Source organism: Paenibacillus sp. GQ49 (genome assembly GCF_059759055.1).
The window spans coordinates 81,110-100,019 of the sequence record NZ_JCAXEL010000025.1 but is presented as its reverse complement, the minus strand read 5'-3'; the positions used below and the strand labels follow the sequence as shown (position 1 = coordinate 100,019).

Below are 18,910 nucleotides of genomic sequence, written 5' to 3'. Positions count from 1 at the left end.
GGTGTCCTAAACCGATGCATATCAAGCAAATATGGTCATACATTCCCAAGTTCTTCGTTCCTGTCCGGGAGTTAAACGAACATCTGGGACTCAAACAAGCCCAGACCAAAGTGTTGGAGAAAATTCACGGTCTGAAACAGGTTCCGCAAGACAAAGACGGTGATCTGACTAAGCTGTTAGGACGTGTACTCGCCCAGGTGGTAAACAGTCCGACAGTTGTTCCATCTTCTATTAAGTATATCATTTATTGCCACACAATTCAGGAAAATTTCCCCTTTCCAATGAAGGTATTGCAAGGTCTGAAGCAGGCTTACGGTATGCATCATGCCATTGCGTTTTCACTGACACAGCAGAACTGTGCCTCCGGTCTGATTGCGCTAGATGTTGCTGCAACTTTGCTGCCCTCTTTGGAAGAGGATGATCATATTTTAATCGTAACAGGTGAAAAAACATTCAGTCCCATTGTACAGCTCATCCCCAATACAACTGTTATGGGCGAAGCTGCGGCCGCCATACTGGTTGGTAAATCCGGCCCGGGAAGCAGGATGATGGGGCTTACGAACGTAACCCTTGGACAATTCTGCAACGTGCTGACAGGTGATCCCGAGACGCTCAAGGAATTTCAGGAAATCTATACACCCCAGCTCTGTGATGTCATTCACGAGGCAGTAGATGGGGCGGGCCTGACGTTGGAGGATATCCGTTATATTGTCCCGCACAATGTGAATCTGTCTTCATGGAAAAAGGTTGCTGCACGATTGTCCTATCCATTGGAGCGGGTGTACACATCCAATGTGGGAGAAATCGGGCACTGCTTCTGTTCCGATCCCTATATTAATCTGAAAGAGATTTCAGATCAGGGGCTTTTGCAGAAGGACGACTACTATTTGCTTGTCACGGTTGGGCTGGGAGCAACATTCAGCGTGGCGGTGATGCAGTTCGCAGAAGAACGAGGTGATGAGATTGACCACACTGTTGACCGGATTTTCGAGAAAGCTGAAGCGGGCGCTTACAGGTCATGATGAAGCTGTTTTTATTTATATAAACAATTTTGAAGTCGAAGAATATTGGAATGAGCAGGGGGTACTGAAGTTGCCTTCCCTGAGTGTTGGTTCGGCTGCTGACGTTGTAAACCGGATGGAGGAGCTGGGGATTTTCCTGGCAGGTGAACAGGATGTCGTATTGCTCAAGGAACTGCCGGATTCCGGGTTTATAGCAGATGCACAGGCCATCGGTTTTGGTCGATCACGTTTAATTGCTACTGAATATAATGAACCAGGATTGAACATTACAGCTAACATCCTGCATTGTCAGCGTACGCTGGACAGGCTGCGTGAACTTGCAGATAGACAGGATATACAGGCTTATCTGGTTCCCTTCGGAGCCTCGGGTCAGGAAGAAGAACTATCCCAACGCACAGGTATTCCCCTTGCCGTACCACCGGCTGACATTTTCCGCAAAGTCAATGATAAGGGCTACTCCCGAAGGCTTAATGCCGAACTGGGTATCCGCCAGATTCCTGGCTGTGAGTGTTACTCCCTGGAGGAACTTACGTCCGGATTTGAACGTATGAAATCCGTGTTGGAACAGGGCGGGCGCATTGTCATGAAGGATTCGATGGGCGTCTCGGGCAAGGGAATCACCGTCATTGCAGATGAAGCCCGTTTCCACAAATGCATGAAATTACTGGAGAAACAGGCAAGCAAGAATGGGACAAGAGCTGTGAATTATGTGCTGGAGCAGTGGATCAACAAAACATGTGATCTGAATTACCAGATTTTAATTCATCGGAGTGGTGAGGTTGGATTTCTTGGTGTAAAGGAATCATTGGTCGAACAAGGCGTTCATCAGGGGCATCTCATGCCACCACATCTTGGTGATTCGCAGATCGCGGTAATCCGGGACGCTGCGTTGCAAATAGGTGCTGCGCTCCATCGGGATGGATACTACGGTGTAGCCGGTATCGATGCCATTCTGGATGAAGACGGAAGTGTGTGGCCTAATCTGGAGATCAATGCAAGGTTTAACATGTCGACGTATCAGACTGAGATCCAGAACCAGTGGATTCCTGAGGGGATGTTAGCTTTGGCCAAAAAATATACACTTCGTTTGAATCACCGCCTGGATTATGAAAAGTTAAGGTCAACACTTGGTCCTCTGTTATTTGATCAGCTGAAGGGCGAGGGGATACTTATCAACAATTTTGCAACGGTCAATGCGGCCTTCAAAGGTGAAGATCGTGTGTTCTCTGGTCGTCTCTATGGTGTCATTATTGCTCATTCGGCTGAGCAGCTACGGGCGACGGATGCTGCGGTTGAAGCCAAGTTATCATTCATAAACGAGGTGAAGTAGATGTCTGGAGATTATCAGATTCAAGGGCTTGCGATTTCGGCCATCGCTGCACGATTCGGTACACCATTATACGTCTATGACGCTGAGGTATTAGAGCGAGTATATGAAGAACTTCGCAGCCTGCTGACTCCAAAGGTGGAATTGTTCTACTCATTAAAGGCTAATCCCAATATTTCAATTGTTCACCTGCTTCAGGGGCTTGGAGCCCAGGCAGAGGTCTGTTCCATGGCCGAATTACATACCGCACTACAGGCGGGTACAAATCCGGAGCGTATAATCTTCCTCGGACCAGGCAAGACCGACGCGGAGATAACCGCATGCATTCGTCATGGCATTTACGCAATCGTCTGTGAATCGTTTCAGGAGCTTAACCGTATTGAAGCCATTGCAGCTGAAGAGGGACGGATTGTCCCCGTGGCACTGAGAATCAATCCTTCTTTTACCGTGAAGGGCTCACGGCTCACGATGGGTGGCAAACCACGCCAGTTTGGCATGGATGAGGATACTGTGATGCAGGGGCGACAGCAATTGGAACGATTCTCACATGTGGATATTATCGGTCTGCATGTATACATGGGGACCCGTATGCTTGACGTGGAACCTATTGTGGAGAACACACGTCACATTTTGGAGCTTGCCGAACGGCTGGAGGAGAAACTGGGTATTCGGCTGCAGATGGTAGATGTGGGCGGTGGTCTTGGAGTTCCGTATTACGAGGGAGAACAGCCGCTGTCTGTGAGTGCCCTGTCTGCACAGTTGAACCCTTTGTTCGAACAATTCAAGGAAAAGCATCCTGACATCAGACTGTTCATGGAACTGGGAAGGTATCTGGTGGGAACCAGTGGGATGTTGGTTAGCCGAGCCTTATATGTTAAGGAGTCGTATGGAGAGACGTTTGTCGTGACCGATGGTGGTACCAATTGTCATATGGCTGCGGTCGGAATCGGTTCGTATGTGAAGCGCAATTTCCCGATTGCATCTTTGTCACGATACGGAGAATCCCCGGTTGCAGAGTTTAATATTACTGGCCCTTTGTGTACCCCGAATGATGTTATTGGCAAAAAAGTAAACCTGCCTCCCGTTGAACAAGGGGATTTAATTGGTGTATTTCATTCCGGTGCCTACGGCCCTACTGCTTCACCGACCCATTTTCTCAGTCATGGAAGTCCGGCTGAAGTGATGATTAGTGGTGGAGAAGCCCATCTGATTCGGGAAAGGGATACTCCCGAAGATCTACTGGGCAAACAGCGTTTGATTCCTGTTTCACATTCCGCAGTAACCAACAGATGAGGAGAGATGATGATCATGACAACCGCAGTATTGCTTGAAGAAATCAAAGGTGCCCTTGCCGAAGTGCTGAATATGGAAGAGAACCAAGCTGTTACATGGGACACATCCTTATTTGATGAACTTCATCTGGATTCAACGTCTGTTCTGGAACTATTGATGACGTTGGAAGACCGTATTGACGGGCTGGAGATCGACCCGGATGAACTGGAGCCAGATGTATTTAACACAGTGGGTTCGCTAGCTGTATATATCGAAAAGCAACTCGTTGCTGCCTGATGGCGGCGCCTGTTACCATCCGGGACATGAAGGTCAGGCTGTTTAAGGACAAGCAGCCTCCGTTCGAACATCCGGAGTTGTTAAGATTTCACAGTGATTTGTTGGCGGGGTCCCCCGTGGTACCCCGGTTTCATCTGCTGGAGGGTCGTTATAACAATGCCTATCATGATATGAGTGTACTACTGCTCGAAGAGTCGGGGCTGGATCAGATCATGGGAGACGTGGATGTTCTCCTGCTGGCCTATCATTTTCCCAATATTCGTCCAGATATCTCCATTGTCAACTATCTGATGGACCGTTATCAGGCACGGTTCCTGAGTTTTGCCGTGAACGATATGGGGTTCGGGGCACCGTTCGCGGCACTTCATATGCTCCAGCATTATCTGAACAGCGGCAACTACGATCGGGGAATGTTGCTTGTGCTTGATCAGACGTCTCTTCCCTACGAGACGGAAGGAGTGGGCGAGATTGTAGAACCCGACACGGGAGCTGTTCTGGTTCTGGATCGGTTGGCAGAAGGCGGTTCATCCCTTGTCGGTGTGGAAATACAATATGCCGAGAGTTCGATTGCCGAGACAGCAGAATTGCTGCTGGACAGGCTTTGCGTTCAGGTATCCGTTAATCTGGCTCAGATCAGTCTTCTTGTCCATCCGCTGTTGGAGCAGGAAGTGTCCGGTACCGAATGGTTTCATGCTACAGGCTGGCAAGGGAGTTACGATCCTGCTCACTGGAGCGCTGCACCATTCTTTGGTCTGAAGCAACTTCTTGAAGATCGGTGCACAGATGAATACATATGTCTGATGCACCTGGAGCCAGATGACAAGTTTATCTATGCACTTCTCATTCATGCAGGTGGATACGAAGAGCTGTAATCAGGAGGAGGGGAACGTGATGGGGCTGGGTATAGTGGATATCGGTGTATATTTGCCTGATCAGATCGAAGAGCCTGAGGTTATCCTCGAATCCTTGGGACTGGGTAAAGGAGAGCTTCAATTACTGCGCAAATATCATCGTCTGAACGGTGTTCCCGTTACCCCTCCGGGTCAGCATCTGGATCATTCTATCGTTCGCGCTATTGGACAGCTTGTTGACAGACAACCCTTGCCTGCCATTGACCTTGTGCTCTATGCCCATTCAGCACATGTACAAGCACCAGGGGATTATAGGCCCTTGCAGCGGGCTCTGAGTGAATATGGGCTCGAGCATATCCCCTTTTATAGTATTTCACAGATGAACTGTGCGTCCTCGATAGCCGCTCTTCAATGGCTTGAACGAATCTCCCGTACACAGCCTGATATTCGTAATGTTTTATTGGTATGTGCCGATCAGTTTAATTTCATGCCACCCGACTGGAGATATATTCGAAAGTCTACGATTCTGGGTGACTCGGCTGTTGCCATGCTTCTATCCAGAAACCATGGTCAGCACGTCTTACAGGCTGCTCATGTTCTTCGGGATACGAGGTTCCATACCGGATATTATGCCGAAGTGGAAGAGATGACGTCATTTAACAAGTTGTATGTGGATCATATCATTCGAGGCATGGAAGAGCTGCTGTCAGCAGAGGGCCTGACACTTCATGATGTAGATCATATCTTTCCCCACAACGTCAATTGGACTACGTGGAAGGAGTTTTCAAAGCGTACAGGCGTGGATCAAAAACAAATTTACCTGGATAATATCCCGCGGATTGGACATACCTTCTCCACGGATGCGTTCATCAATCTAAGCTCCGGGCTAGAGAATGAATGGGTGCATAAGGGGGAGAGGTCCGTACTGGTCAGCATTGGGCTGGGCAGTTTTTTTGGTTTTGCGTTAATTGAGCATGGAGATTGTTGATCATCAGTCAATAGGAGGAGTGCATATGTCAGTCTTGAATTCTGATGAGGTAGGTACTGTGCCGGTTGGTACAGAGGCCGCAGGTCGTCCGGTACCCACTGTAACAGATCTGCTGGAAGCAGCAGTGTTGCGTTTGGATACACGTCCCGTGTTGTTATGCCAAGGGGGGATAATACTGGTGACACCTGAACTCGTGAAAAGTGGGCCATGGATATGTCATGCAGAGACAGGCCATATCTACGAATGGAAACAGGTACGTGCGGATCGGGTGGAAGATCGGATGTTGGAGCCTTCAGGTCTTTTACTCTACCGAATATCGGAACTTCGGAATGAAGATGTGGCATTTTTTGAAAAACAAGATGATGTCACAGGTGATATAGCTGATCTCCGAAAACGGTTGCTTTATTTCCGTACTGAACTGTGCAGCGCAGGATTGGAGCAAGTGCGTAATCATCTATCCAGTCGCAACTCAGGGGGGCAATCCACACTTCAGCATCAACTGGTCAAGGGCATGATTGCAGATGTTTTGACTGTACTATATATGGCTGAGACTATTCAATCGGATGAATTCGTATTAGAGCAGTCAGGCATTTCGGAGGCTCGCACAAGCGCATGGGTCCATCAAGAACTGGACGAGGCCTTCCGTCAATTGCAGCGTCTTGGAGGAGGATTTGGCTATTTGCGACATGCGATCTCGGCTTACGTGTATGCAGGTCAAATGGTCAAAAATATGCTGCTCATTCCGAAGGAGGCCTTCTGATGATTACACGATCTACCATTGCTGTTTTTGAGCAGGAAATGAAACAATATGCCACGGAATTACGTGATATTGGCCTGGTCATTGACCGTGAACCTGAGCGTATAGCTGAGTTCACACATCTGGCATCTCTGCGAACCATCAATCGCATGATGATTCCGCCGGAATATGGCGGTGAACCGATCGTCACTGTAGGTCAGGAACGATATTATGGTCTTTCCTGTCTGGAAAGAGTTATCGCGATTGAGGAACTGTCAGCAGGTGACGCCGGTGTATTTCTCGGGAGTCCGGGTCCATCGATGTCCAGTGTAATCATATCAGCTCTGGCTGACTCACAACAGAAGGAGCGGTACTATTCTCATTTTCTCAAGGGACCCGCATGGTCATTCTTCGCTCTTACTGAACCGGAAAAGGGCTCGGATGCTACGGGTATTGGCACACGAATTTCGCGGAACAAGGAAGGCAGACTGAACCTTGACGGACAGAAGTTCTATATCGGTAATGGTAGTCGTGCCAGCATCGGATTGGTATTTGCTCAGACCAATCGTACACCTCTCGGCATCCAGATCGCGCTGGTAGATACGTCTGTGCAAGGATTCAGAGCCATACCTCTGGATACGATGGGGGTTAGAGGTGTGCAATTGAGTCACCTCACGTTGGATGGTTTTCCGCTGGCAGAGGAAGATATTATCGGGCGTCATCTCAGTCCAACCAAGCGTGGATTATGGGGCGCGCTTCAGACCTTTCATCGTATGCGGCCAGGTGTCGCTGCACTTGCGCTTGGAGTCGCACGGGCAGCATATGATTATGTGAAGGAGCAGAGGTCTGTTTTCTCGGAGAGGGAGAAGGTGGAGTTAGAGCGACTGGAGATGCGCCTGCATTCACTCCGTAGTATGATTCGCAGCGCAGCGGCGGAGATTGATGCGGATGTGCAGAAAGGGTATCTGGCTTCCCTGAGCAAAATTCGTGCTGGAGCACTGGCTGAGGAGGCCACGGAACTGGCGCTTGACCTGATGGGACCTGGTTCCATGATTGACCATCCTTTATTGAATAAATGGTATCGGGATGCGCGTGCCTTCGAATTCATGGAAGGAACTACCTCCATTCAGAAGATCAACGTTTTCCAAGCCTATGCCAATGGAAAAATGAAGCATGCCTGATACGCTGAATAACCCTCGTGCGATGTCTGTCTATGTTAATCATATCTGTTGGGTTACGGCCGAAGATCACTTGTATACCACGGACATGCTCGATGTGGAAGATTACTATTACTTATCCCCACACATATATATGGAAGAGAACTATTATGACAGGTCTACTGTGCGAACCCGCTCTTTGCGATCCGATGATCAACGGGTAACTGCCGGTGATCTTGCGCTATTTGTCATGGAACCTTTGGCTTCTGATACAAGTGAGCGCTGGGATCTGCTGATTCTGGCCCAGACCTATCCTGAACGTTACGCCATGAATCCACCTTTGGCCCGAATTCTGGAGTCTACCTCCTGGAAGGTGGACTATCCACTGGCACTTTCCCATATGGGACCACTCGCTGCTACGGAAGGAATGCAGGCTGCAGCATGGACACTAGGGAGAGAGGAACGGGGGATGTTTGTTTTGGCGGAACAACGTGTGATTGAAGAGCATGATTCTCCCGGAGATCTGTCTGATATGGCTGTTGCCTTGGAGTTAAACAGACAGTCCGGTGCTCTTGCCGTGAATTATATAGGAAAGAGAACGGTTGACGATATCGAAGGGAGTGTTATGGCTTCAGAGATTATATCCATTATAGATGAGTTCATGGATGCTGGTCAGACGGAGAATATTCTTCTTCAATCCCGTCTACGTAGACACATAATCTCTTATTTGAAGCCAGGCATGTCCTTGATCAAGTCAGTCTACCACGTACCTGAAACTATCGATTACCAAAGTGGCGACGTGTGGATACAGCTCGCTGAACAATTACAGAACGGAAACATAAAGGTAGATGATCGTGTTCTATTGATATCCTGGGACGGCGAACGGCTGTTATCAGCCTGTTGTGTACATGTAATACATATGCCTGTCCTGAGTCGTCTCACACTACATCAGGAAGTGAAGACATCATGAATAGAGGAGGGGATTGAATTTGAAAGGTCTGGATTACACTTCGGGATCGGTGAACCGGCTGTTAATCCGCACTGCAATACCGATGCTGCTTGCTTCTATGGTTAACGTAACAACGCAGCTGGTCAATGTTTTTTTTATGGGTCATACCAGTCAGACCGTATTATATGTGCTATCACTGTATATTCCCATTTCCTTTATCATGATTGCGCTCGTGGAAGCCATGCAATTGTCGGTTCAGGTTGCTGTCTCACGGAGCAGGGCGGAGGGTTCGAGGGCTTTTACCTCGCTACTGGGGCATATGCTTGGCAGCGCAGCTATTTTTTCAATTGTTGCTGGCGGTGTGGTTATGCTGGTGTCGCCACTTCTCTCCTGGTTTTATGCCGTCCCTATGGATGTAAGGCCCATGTTTACCATTTATGTGGCGGGCATGATGGCAGCAGGTGTGCCCGCTGTGCTCGCAGCGGTGGGTGGTGCCGCATTGCGTGGGTTGGGCCGGGCTCAAGCGGCAGCGTGGAATTCCGTAGGTACGGCATCGCTCAACATTATGCTGGTGTACTGGTTCGTTTCGGTGGCTGGAATGGAATTGAGAGGAATTGTATACGCCAATCTTATTTCTTCAACACTCTCTTTGCTCATAAGCCTTCTGATTCTGATATTGAGGAAGGAATTTGTGTATGAACGGATAACATTGGTGTGGAAACATCTCATTGCACTTCAGCAGGTAGGCATTCCCGTATTTATTTCGTACTGTCTTATCTTTTTGAGTACTTTCTTTTTCAACAAAATTGTCAGTCGATTTGGGGAAGGGGTAGTTGCTGGATTCGGAGTTGGATACCGAATTCAGACGATGGCTATACTGCCCGGAATCGTTATTGGATCGGCTATCGGGATCATGATTAATCATAACCTCAAAGAGGCTCATCGACCACGTGCATACGAGAGCTATCGCAGAGGCCTGGTACAGTCATTCATTCTTTATGCCATAATTGCTGTATCCATCTGGGTATGGCGGGAACCGTTGACAGCTTTTCTGATTGCGGATCCCGTATCCCGTGCAGAAGCGGCCCGATATCTGGCAGTGGTTTCCCTTTCCTATCTCACCATGGGTCCTATGATGACAACGCTGCTTACCATGGAACAGAGCGGACGCGGCTATCAGGCCCTGCTTATGAATGCTGCATATTTTCTGCTTATTATTGTTGCAGGGTGGGGACTGACACGAATCTTTGATCATGTGGGATACTTCTATGGCGTCATTGCTTTTGTTAATGCAGCGAGTTTATTATGCATCTTACCCGTGATCAGGCTGTTCAAAAAGGACTATACAGATTCATCCGGGCATAAACCAACTGACGCGGATGAGCAGGAGGGTCTAGCTGCTCAGAGTTATTCGACCTAGATATAACCTATATCAAATAGAGGAGGTCTCATTATGAAAGCTCCGGAACCTGTATACCTGGTACGCCGCATCGGCGATACGTTGATTGCAGCCGATGAGACGTTCAGCCAGTTCTATCAGATTGAACCCGCTGAAGAATTGGAGACACGTCCGATCCCCCAGCTAGATGGCATTGACCCTCCAGATGAGCCTTATTTCTCACTGAAACCTCTTGTAGGTCAAGATTCACCGCATCTCTATATGCTGGGTATTCCCTATTCGGGAGGTTCAGGTATGGAGGGATCAAAAGTCGCGGGATTTGAGCAATCTCTTCGGGCCGAATCATGGAAAAAGGTAATGTATCCAGCTCTGACGCAATCCCGCATATCAGGACTATATGACATTGGCAGTGGCCAGAGATTGCTTGAATCAGTAATGATGCAGGACTTGGGTACTTGCCAAACAGATGATACGGATTCTTCCTACTCGAAGGGTCTTAACTCAGCTCTGGTATATACGGAAAGGGAAGAGGCGCTGCTGTGCTGCATTGGTGGGGATCATTCCATTACGTATTCCATCCTGAAATCCATATTGAGTCGATCCAATGCAAGAATCATACTCGTCCAGTTTGATGCTCACCATGATTGCGGGGTGGATGCTATTCATCAGAATGAGATGCATCATGCCAATTTTGTGAGGCATCTACTGACAGAGGACGGTATCGCCGCAGTCGTTCAGATTGGTCTGCGCGGCCTTCGTTCTGTAGATCAGATGTACAACCATCCCAAATTGGTTCAGATTCCTGCAGAACAGATGACCCCGGAACGAGTGCGGACAACCCTGCTTGATATACAGCACAAGTTTCAGGCGGAGGCGGCCTATTTATCGTTTGACTTAGATTGTCTTGATCCTGGGAGTTTTCCTTATGTTGATTTTCCTATCAGTGGAGGCCCCTCATGGTTTAACACCCGAAACTGTGTGGTCGCAGCGCTGGAATCCTCCTTGCCCTACGTGGGCTTTGATATGGTGGAAGGGCAGGAAGCAGAATCGGATGAACGCATTCCGGGGCAATATGAGATGGCCCTCAGAATGCTTACGTATATGATGGATGGCATGCATCGAAATTACCTGCGACATGGAAAGGATGCTCTAAGAGTTTCTCAAGCCTTGGAGGGGACACGTAGATGATGAACTTTAGATCTTTGTATGATATGTACCGTGAACAGGTCAGAGATGAACTTCATAAGGAGCGGCAGGATGGCATTCATTTGGGGTCCTTTTATGCACTGATGAACATTATCAAGGAGATGGCTCCGCTTAAGCCGAAACAGTCTGCTGAGTCCATCTGGATGGACTATCTCGCATTTCTTCGTACAATTAATGAGCACAAGAAAAGCCCCTATTCGTTTATGGAGTGGGATGAGGTAGAGGGGCGGGAACATCTGCAGGCAACGTTGCGTGAAGGTGGGGCATTATTAACCTGGCATTATGGTTTTGTGAGGCACAATATGATTACGATTGGACAGGAAATACGTGCAGGCCATATGTCTGCCAAGCTTCCATTCTATCTGATCGCCGAGCAGGAAACAGTGGAACAGGAGAAGAAGCTGTCCGGTTGGGAGGCCATCCGTAAGTATGCAGGTGCGGAACTGCTCAATGCGGAGGATGAGATGATTGGCATCAGGCTGTATTCCCATTTGCGGAAAGGTGGATCATTCAGTCTTTTTGTAGATGGACAGACCGGATTCAATACGGATAACCATGCTGTTGAACTACCTTTTCTAAGTTCGAAAATTCGCACTCGAAGTGGTATTTTTCGTATTTTGGCCAAAACACAAAAGCCAGTATGTGTATACTTTATGACCCTTACAGAGGACTTTCGTTCCAAGATCGTTTTTCTGCCACCGGTTGTATTGGATCAGGATATTCAGGCTTCTGCTGATAGGATATACGAGCCATTTCGCGAGCAACTGTTAAGCCAGCCAGCATTGTGGCGTTTCTGGGACAGGCATCACCAGCAGGTCATTCACTGGCGAGATGATGAAACGTCAATTACTGATGAAGCAATCAGCCGTGTGGACTGGATTTCCAAGCCACTTGATGGTTTTGGACAGCTCGGTCTAAACACGGACAGTGGAGCAGTCTATAACATCAGTTCGTAGATGGAAGTGAGAGGAGGGGCGAAAGATGCAGTCTTTTACTACGGAGAGGCGTAACAATCTATCGGTGCATGTGCTGCCAACTCAACAATATGCCAATGATTACGTGCAGATTAATCTGATCAATGCACAGCAAACCATACCCTCAGCAATATTTGTCATGATCGTCCGTTTGTTAATGAACAGCTGTCGTCGCTTTCCATCGAACCGGCTAATCCAGCAACAGTTATGGTCCCTGTATGGTGCAGAACTGACCTGTCGTTTTGATTACAAAGGCGATACTCAGATTGCCTCGATCACGATGCGCATACCTCGTATAACACAAGATAAGTTAATAACTGGAACGCAGATGGAAGCCATACATAGCGCTTTGCAATTACTCGCAGGCTTGTTGTATGACCCGGCGGTTGATGATCATGGCATGTTCGATGAGATGCAGGTACAGGATGAAATGGCTTGGACTGAACATCATTTCGCGCATGATGGAACAGATTGGGACAAGGTGGTGCAGAGCCGTTGTCTGGAATGGATGGGGTATGAAGGGCAGAACCGTCAATTGGCTCTGGATGAATTACGGCATTGTGTCATATCTCATGAGTTGTGTCGGCACTATCAGGCATTGATCCACATTCCGATCCATGTTCATGTTCTTGGTGATATTCATCCTGGGCGAATTATGGATCTGATCTGGGAACAATTTGAATGTGGGAACAGGGAAGTGTTCAAACGATGTTGTTCGGAAGTAGAGGGGAGACAAGGTAATCCTGCCCAGCAGCGGGAGGCTGAAGCCATGATGATGGAACTGTTGGACATTCAACAGTGCAAGATCAATGTGACTTATAGTACAGGTATTCGATATGGCTCTGCTTTATATCCGGCTTTGTTTGTATTCCATACCTTATTTGGGGCGACACCCGCGTCCCGGTTGCAGGTCGAATTACGTGAACGTTCCCAGTTGGTATATCAAGTTACCAGCACATTGGATGATTTTCGGGAAATGCTTCACATTACAACGGGCACCAGCAGTGCTAATGTGACGGCTGTTCTCGAAGGGATCGATATGGAATGGAAGAGAATCTGTGACGGAGATGTATCCGAGAGGGAGTTATTTACCGCTGTGCAAAATGTGATGCATTATGTTCAGGTCGGATTCGATCTGCCACATCAGGTCATTACTAATCATATGGATCAGGTGTTGAGCGAAAGTCAGATGACGACTGTACAATTCCTTGAAGAAATAGCAGAAGTAACGCCTGAAAGGGTGGCTTCCGTTGCTACCGGGTTGAGGAAAGAAGTCACATGGATTCTGTACCCTGAGAGTGAATATTCCGCATAGTACAGGAGGGAAATCATGAGTAGTACCACATTAAATTCATGTGTCTGCAAGCGTTTATCCAACGGCCTGAACGTGAGTATACTGCCACAACCCAAATATAGTCATACATTTGTATCCTGTTCTGTACCCTATGGGTCCATTCACGATATTACGCTTGCGGGTACGGCACATTTCCTCGAACACATGATGTTTTATAATCCCGATGGTCAGTCCGTCAAATCACTTCTTCATGCCGAAGGGGCCTCAACGTCGGCGCTGACGCGTTATGATGTAACGACGTACCAACTTGCTTGTACAGGCAATCTAAGGAACAGCCTTCAACTTTTTATGAATATGATTGCAACCCCCTATTTCACGAAAGGAAACATTGAGCGTGAGCGGGCGGCGATTCATCAGGAACTGGAAATGTACAAGGATCAACCCTCCTGGCTGGCTCTTCAGCAATTGTTGCAGATGATGTATGGTAACGACCATCCAATCACACAGGATGTTGCGGGCACACCGGAGAGTATTGCCGACATTACCGTAGAATTGCTGAGCAATGCCTATACAAGTCATTATGCGGCTTCTCGAATGTCTGTGGCAGTAGTGGGACCTGTTGAACCGACGGAGATATTCGAATGGTTAGAGAACTTTTCGATGGATCAACCCAAGATCATGTCCCCTACTCCATTCATTCAGCCGTTGCAGGAACAGGACGAGACTTATAAGGAAATGAATGGTGGATCTTCGATATCTCTTGTCCGGTTTGGTTTTCAGGAAGAGAGGTCGGTTACGCAATTGGAGACTCAGGTTGCAACCATGATTGGTATTGAAGCTCTTCTAGGAGAGACTTCAACATTCTTTACAGAGAGTGTGAAGTCAGGTTTGCTCGGGAAGGGGAGTCATTGGGATCACTATTACAGGCAGGAATTTGCTTTCTCCAATGTCTGTGGGTATTCCGTTGATCCCGTTGAATTACATCAACGAGTTAAGGAAGAATGCAGTCGCATTCAGGACCGTATGCTCTCTTCCGAAGATATACACTTTGCTCGGATGAAGTGGATCAGTAACCACTATGCAGATATGGATTCATTGAAAAAACGTTGCATGCACATCTCTGAATATGGCGTTATCGGGCTGGATTACATGCAAATGAGCGAATGTGCTATGAAACTGACGGATGAGGAGATCGGAATCCACCTAAAACGTATAGCGAAACCGAGTCATCTGAGGATGTCCGTTGTTCGTTGAGCAAGAAGAGTAGGGAGAGGGGGTGGCCTTGTGATACCTGCATTTACAGGATGGAAGGGATCCGCTGAGGTTCATTTTGTGGCAAATGAAGTACATATCTGGGCGCAGCCTCTTCCGCACAAGGGAGAGGTTTTTTTGTCTAGGTTGGATATAGACACCTGTGTACTGAGCGAGGATGAAATTGAACGTGTACAGAGAAAACAGAAACAATCCATGCATGATGCTCAGAATCTGGTTATGTCGCGTACATTTCTGAGAGAAGTACTGGCAATGTACACGGGTCAATCAGCGTCAGATATTTATATTGAATATGGAGCTTCAGGCAAACCCTATGTTCGGTGTGGACCGCAGTTTAACCTTTCTCATACCGAAGGATGTTGTGTACTGGCATTAGCGGCTCATACAGAGCTGGGAATTGATCTTGAGTATGTACGTCCGTTGCTGCGGATGAGCGCGGTGATCAGGCGATTTTTGACGGAAGATGAGAAGTGTTATGTACTGAATCACAGGGAGGAAGAACAGGTAACGATCCGGCGTGTTTGGCAAGTCCTCACACAAAAAGAGGCTTGGATTAAGGCGTGTGGTCAATCTCTGTCCGGACAGTGGCGAAAACTGAATACGATGGGAGAAGGGTTAGATGGGCATCACGTTGTGGAACGGGAAGGGCAACATTATAATTTGCAGTCTTTGAACGTAGGTCCGAATTACTCCGCCACCTTATGCACTACAGGGAAGACAAGACCACTTGTACGCTGGATGAATGTTGCTGATGATAAACAAAGCTAAGGATAATTTTAAATTATAACTCACATATCTATTGTCTAAACATTGGCATTACCTATAATATGGACAAATGGTACCTTAATTTACCAATGTTAAATTCATTGGTTCAATTCCAAGGAGGTTTGTCATGATTCAGTTCCCTAAACCGGATGTCGAGCAATATTTTCAGACGTACCGTATTTCGCATTTTGCCGTATCGGCCGACGAGAAACGTTTGTTCATGGACAGCAATCTGAACGGTCAGCCGAATATTTGGGCGATGGATTTGCCTGGAGGATACCCGTATCCTTTAACGTACTTGAATCAGAGCAGTCAATTTATCAAAGCAGACCCGCAGGGGCGTCATCTTCTTACCGCGTTTGATCGGGATGGAGATGAGAACTATCATCTATATGCACTCCCACCCGAGGGTGGTGTTCCACTGCCTGTGGTTCCGGCGGAACCGAATGATCGCTGTTATTTCGCTGAGTTGTCCGAGGATGGACAGCGTCTCTATTATGTTACCAGCGCGGGTAATCCGAATTATCTGAATTCACGCCGCATCGATCTGGAGACAGGGGAAGATGAACTGTTATACAGTGGAGAAGAGGTTACGAGCAGCCTGGTTGCTGTAAGTCCTGACGAGAAGAGTTATGTTATTTTAAAAATGTACTCCAATACGTATCAGACGGCGCATCTGCATCGTAACAATGAAGAAATGGTGATTCTGCCAGCTTCAGAACGTCATAGTCAGGTTTCCGATCTGATTTTTGCAGATGATAATCGCCTTCTGTTCATTACCAATGATGACTCCGCATACGCCTATGTGGCTGAATACCGTATTGATACCCGCGAATTCCGCTTATTGTGCAAAATCGAAGGGGAAGATGTGGAGTTTATCCGCTGGCATCAGGCTTCCGAGACGTTATATTTCTGGACACTTACAGGGCCGGAGAATCGTATGTACGTATTGGGCAAAAATGCCGATGAGCCTCGGCGCATAGAGATGCCGCTGGATACGATAGAGCAGGTGAACGTTACGAAGGCTGGCAATGTGTATATCCTCGGACGTGGAGCGATCCAACCGCATAACATTTATCGCAAAATAGCAGGTGCTGAGTCCTGGGAGCCGCTGACTGCCAATCGGGTAACCGGACTGGACCCAAGTGATCTCGTGTACCCTGACGTAATTCGGTATAACTCCTACGACGGACTGGAGATCGAAGCTCTCTTGTTCAAAGCAAAGCCAGAGCAGGCCAATGGCTACACCGTATTTTGGCCTCATGGTGGGCCGCAAGCATCCGAAGCGAAGTTTTTTCGGCCGATGTTCCAGATGATGCTCGCTCAGGGCTATCATGTCTTTGCACCGAATTTCCGGGGCAGTACCGGATATGGTGCGGAATTCGTCAAGATGGTTGAGCGTGATTGGGGTGAGGGTCCAAGGCTGGACTGTGTTGCCGGGATCAACTGGTTGTTTGATCAGGGAATTACATCGCCAGAGCGGTTGTTTGTGGTAGGTGGAAGTTACGGGGGATATATGACCCTGTTATTGGCAGGTCGCCATCCGGAGCTGTTCCGGGCTGCGGTCGATATTTTTGGGCCAAGTAACCTGTTCACATTCCTGGAATCCGTACCGGAAGACTGGAAGCCGATGATGGATAACTGGCTGGGTGATCCGGTCCGTGACCGCGAACGCTTAACGAAGGATTCACCGATTACGTATCTCGATCAGATGGTGAACCCAATGTTGGTCATTCAGGGTGCTAATGATCCAAGGGTCGTGAAGGCTGAATCCGATCAGATCGTGGCTGCGCTCCAGTCGAAGGGACTTGATGTGGAATACATCGTTCTGGATGATGAGGGTCATGGCTTCTCCAGAAAGACAAATGAGATTCTCGTGTACCGCCGGATGCTGGAGTTTTTGCAGAAACATCAGGAGAAACCGGCCTTGCACGTTTGATTGGTAGTTTATAGCTCTAATATACGTATAGTAAGTATCCGAGTCGTTAGATGATAACGGCTCCTTTTTAATTCTTAAAAGAATAATAAGGAAACAATCGATTTTTTGAGGATATCTTACCCAAACATCCCATCATTTTAGATTTCGTGTCTTATCATTTGTGCAATATGGCTGACGGGAACTTTTATTTTAAAATAAGTAAATTATTTACATTAAGAGAAGGTTTGTTTAACACTACGATGATGAAACTGTTTTATTCTATGTATATTACTTTTTTGGGATAAAAAGTAATATACATAGAATAAAACGAACGGAGTGAGAAAATGAATGAATTATGGCTGGAAGATACTACTTTGCGTGAAGGTGAACAATCCCCAGGGGTTTCCTTCAATCTTGAAGAGAAAGTTCAAATTGCAAAATATCTCGATTCTGTTGGTGTTACTGCGATTGAAGTGGGAACTCCTGCAATGGGAGGACCAGAAACAGAAGCTATTTCTGCCATTCTCAATGCAGGCATTTCTGCGCGTTTGATAGGATGGAATCGTGGAAGAAAGTCTGACTTGGAAGCTTCGTTTGCATGTGGATTGAATTCTGTACATATCGGTCTCCCTGCTTCAGACCACCATTTACAAAACAAGTTTGAGAAATCTAGAGAATGGGTAGTCGAAACGATGCAAGAGTTGGTTCAGTATGCTAAAAGCCAAGGAGCATGGGTATCGGTCAGTGCAGAGGATAGTGGCAGAGCCGAAGAAGATTTTTTGGTTCATTATGCGAAGGCCGCCAAAGAGGCAGGAGCAGACCGAATGAGATGCTCAGACACCATCGGAATATTAACTCCCTTTAAGGCACATGATCTGTTTAGAAAAATTTCGATAGAGTCTGGATTGCCTATTATGGCACATATGCATAATGACTTCGGACTAGCTACTGCGAATACACTTGCTGCAGTCAAAGGCGGTGCTACCCATGTTCACTTTACAGTGAATGGTTTAGGCGAAAGGGCAGGGTTAGCTCCGATCGACGAGGTATTGTTAGGACTTATCAAACATAATCAGATTGATTTAAATGTGAATTTGTCCCTTTTAAAGGAACTCAGTGAATATGTTTCTGTTGCTTCTGGAAGACCTATTTCCAAAAATAAAGCTGTCACCGGGGATGCTATGTTTGCACATGAATCAGGCATTCACGTAGACGGTGTTCTTAAAATCCCGGAAGCGTTTGAGCCTTATCCACCGGAATTAGTCGGAGGTGAGAGGAAAATTGTAATAGGGAAACATAGTGGCAGTAATGCAATTCTTTATATCCTCCATAAACATAATGTGAATGCCCAAAGAGATGAGTTGGAGAAAGTTGTAGAACAGGTTAGATATAAAGCCGTTACTTCCAAGCAAGAAATAACAGATGAAGAAGTGATCTCAATCTATGAAGAGTACAAACAAGTCAGATTAACGTGAAGAGAGGC

Annotated in this window: 17 protein-coding genes; all 17 read left to right on the top strand. The window is 47.3% G+C overall.

The window, feature by feature from the left end; all coding sequences use genetic code 11:
- Positions 1–14: 14 nt before the first annotated feature.
- The 17 genes from AC6CIF_RS28515 to AC6CIF_RS28435 all read left to right on the top strand — a co-directional run bounded on the left by AC6CIF_RS28515 (position 15) and on the right by AC6CIF_RS28435 (position 18,902).
- Entirely contained in the window at positions 15–1,022 is a 1,008-nt protein-coding gene (locus AC6CIF_RS28515; protein WP_498202428.1) for a 3-oxoacyl-[acyl-carrier-protein] synthase III C-terminal domain-containing protein, read from the top strand.
- Positions 958–2,352, top strand: a complete 1,395-nt coding sequence (locus AC6CIF_RS28510) for a preATP grasp domain-containing protein (protein ID WP_498202427.1) — start codon at positions 958–960, stop codon at positions 2,350–2,352. Before AC6CIF_RS28515 ends, AC6CIF_RS28510 begins: the two co-directional genes overlap by 65 nt.
- Positions 2,353–3,642, top strand: a complete 1,290-nt coding sequence (gene lysA, locus AC6CIF_RS28505; RefSeq protein WP_498202426.1) for a diaminopimelate decarboxylase — start codon at positions 2,353–2,355, stop codon at positions 3,640–3,642.
- A 15-nt stretch (positions 3,643–3,657) separates the two neighbouring features.
- On the top strand, positions 3,658–3,918 hold the full coding sequence (locus AC6CIF_RS28500; protein ID WP_215074751.1) for an acyl carrier protein: 261 nt from the start codon (positions 3,658–3,660) through the stop codon (positions 3,916–3,918).
- 116 nt (positions 3,919–4,034) lie between these two features.
- The gene (locus tag AC6CIF_RS28495) at positions 4,035–4,790 is read left to right on the top strand and encodes a hypothetical protein (protein WP_143760384.1); all 756 of its coding nucleotides are present in this window, start codon (positions 4,035–4,037) and stop codon (positions 4,788–4,790) included.
- Positions 4,791–4,809: 19 nt separating this feature from the next.
- The gene (locus AC6CIF_RS28490; protein ID WP_498202425.1) at positions 4,810–5,757 is read left to right on the top strand and encodes a ketoacyl-ACP synthase III family protein; all 948 of its coding nucleotides are present in this window, start codon (positions 4,810–4,812) and stop codon (positions 5,755–5,757) included.
- Between the two features lie 25 nt (positions 5,758–5,782).
- Entirely contained in the window at positions 5,783–6,517 is a 735-nt protein-coding gene (locus AC6CIF_RS28485) for a hypothetical protein (RefSeq protein ID WP_498202424.1), read from the top strand.
- Positions 6,517–7,674, top strand: coding sequence for an acyl-CoA dehydrogenase family protein (locus AC6CIF_RS28480; protein ID WP_498202423.1), 1,158 nt, complete (start codon positions 6,517–6,519; stop codon positions 7,672–7,674). Before AC6CIF_RS28485 ends, AC6CIF_RS28480 begins: the two co-directional genes overlap by 1 nt.
- The gene (locus AC6CIF_RS28475) at positions 7,667–8,620 is read left to right on the top strand and encodes a hypothetical protein (RefSeq protein WP_498202422.1); all 954 of its coding nucleotides are present in this window, start codon (positions 7,667–7,669) and stop codon (positions 8,618–8,620) included. The genes AC6CIF_RS28480 and AC6CIF_RS28475 overlap by 8 nt, the downstream gene beginning before the upstream one ends.
- Before the next feature lie 19 nt (positions 8,621–8,639).
- Positions 8,640–10,019, top strand: coding sequence for an MATE family efflux transporter (locus tag AC6CIF_RS28470; RefSeq protein ID WP_498202421.1), 1,380 nt, complete (start codon positions 8,640–8,642; stop codon positions 10,017–10,019).
- Between the two features lie 33 nt (positions 10,020–10,052).
- The gene (locus AC6CIF_RS28465; protein ID WP_498202420.1) at positions 10,053–11,186 is read left to right on the top strand and encodes an arginase family protein; all 1,134 of its coding nucleotides are present in this window, start codon (positions 10,053–10,055) and stop codon (positions 11,184–11,186) included.
- Positions 11,183–12,160: an LpxL/LpxP family acyltransferase gene (locus AC6CIF_RS28460; RefSeq protein WP_498202419.1), complete on the top strand. Its 978-nt coding sequence runs from the start codon at positions 11,183–11,185 to the stop codon at positions 12,158–12,160. Before AC6CIF_RS28465 ends, AC6CIF_RS28460 begins: the two co-directional genes overlap by 4 nt.
- A gap of 25 nt (positions 12,161–12,185) precedes the next feature.
- Complete coding sequence (locus AC6CIF_RS28455) at positions 12,186–13,493, top strand: insulinase family protein (RefSeq protein ID WP_498202418.1); 1,308 nt, start codon at positions 12,186–12,188, stop codon at positions 13,491–13,493.
- 15 nt (positions 13,494–13,508) lie between these two features.
- Entirely contained in the window at positions 13,509–14,726 is a 1,218-nt protein-coding gene (locus AC6CIF_RS28450; protein ID WP_498202417.1) for a M16 family metallopeptidase, read from the top strand.
- Between the two features lie 135 nt (positions 14,727–14,861).
- Positions 14,862–15,512 (top strand): 4'-phosphopantetheinyl transferase family protein, encoded by a 651-nt coding sequence (locus tag AC6CIF_RS28445; protein ID WP_498202416.1) that lies wholly within the window; start codon positions 14,862–14,864, stop codon positions 15,510–15,512.
- Between the two features lie 124 nt (positions 15,513–15,636).
- The gene (locus AC6CIF_RS28440; RefSeq protein ID WP_498202415.1) at positions 15,637–17,448 is read left to right on the top strand and encodes a S9 family peptidase; all 1,812 of its coding nucleotides are present in this window, start codon (positions 15,637–15,639) and stop codon (positions 17,446–17,448) included.
- 323 nt (positions 17,449–17,771) lie between these two features.
- The gene (locus AC6CIF_RS28435; protein WP_498202413.1) at positions 17,772–18,902 is read left to right on the top strand and encodes a homocitrate synthase family protein; all 1,131 of its coding nucleotides are present in this window, start codon (positions 17,772–17,774) and stop codon (positions 18,900–18,902) included.
- Positions 18,903–18,910 lie beyond the last annotated feature (8 nt).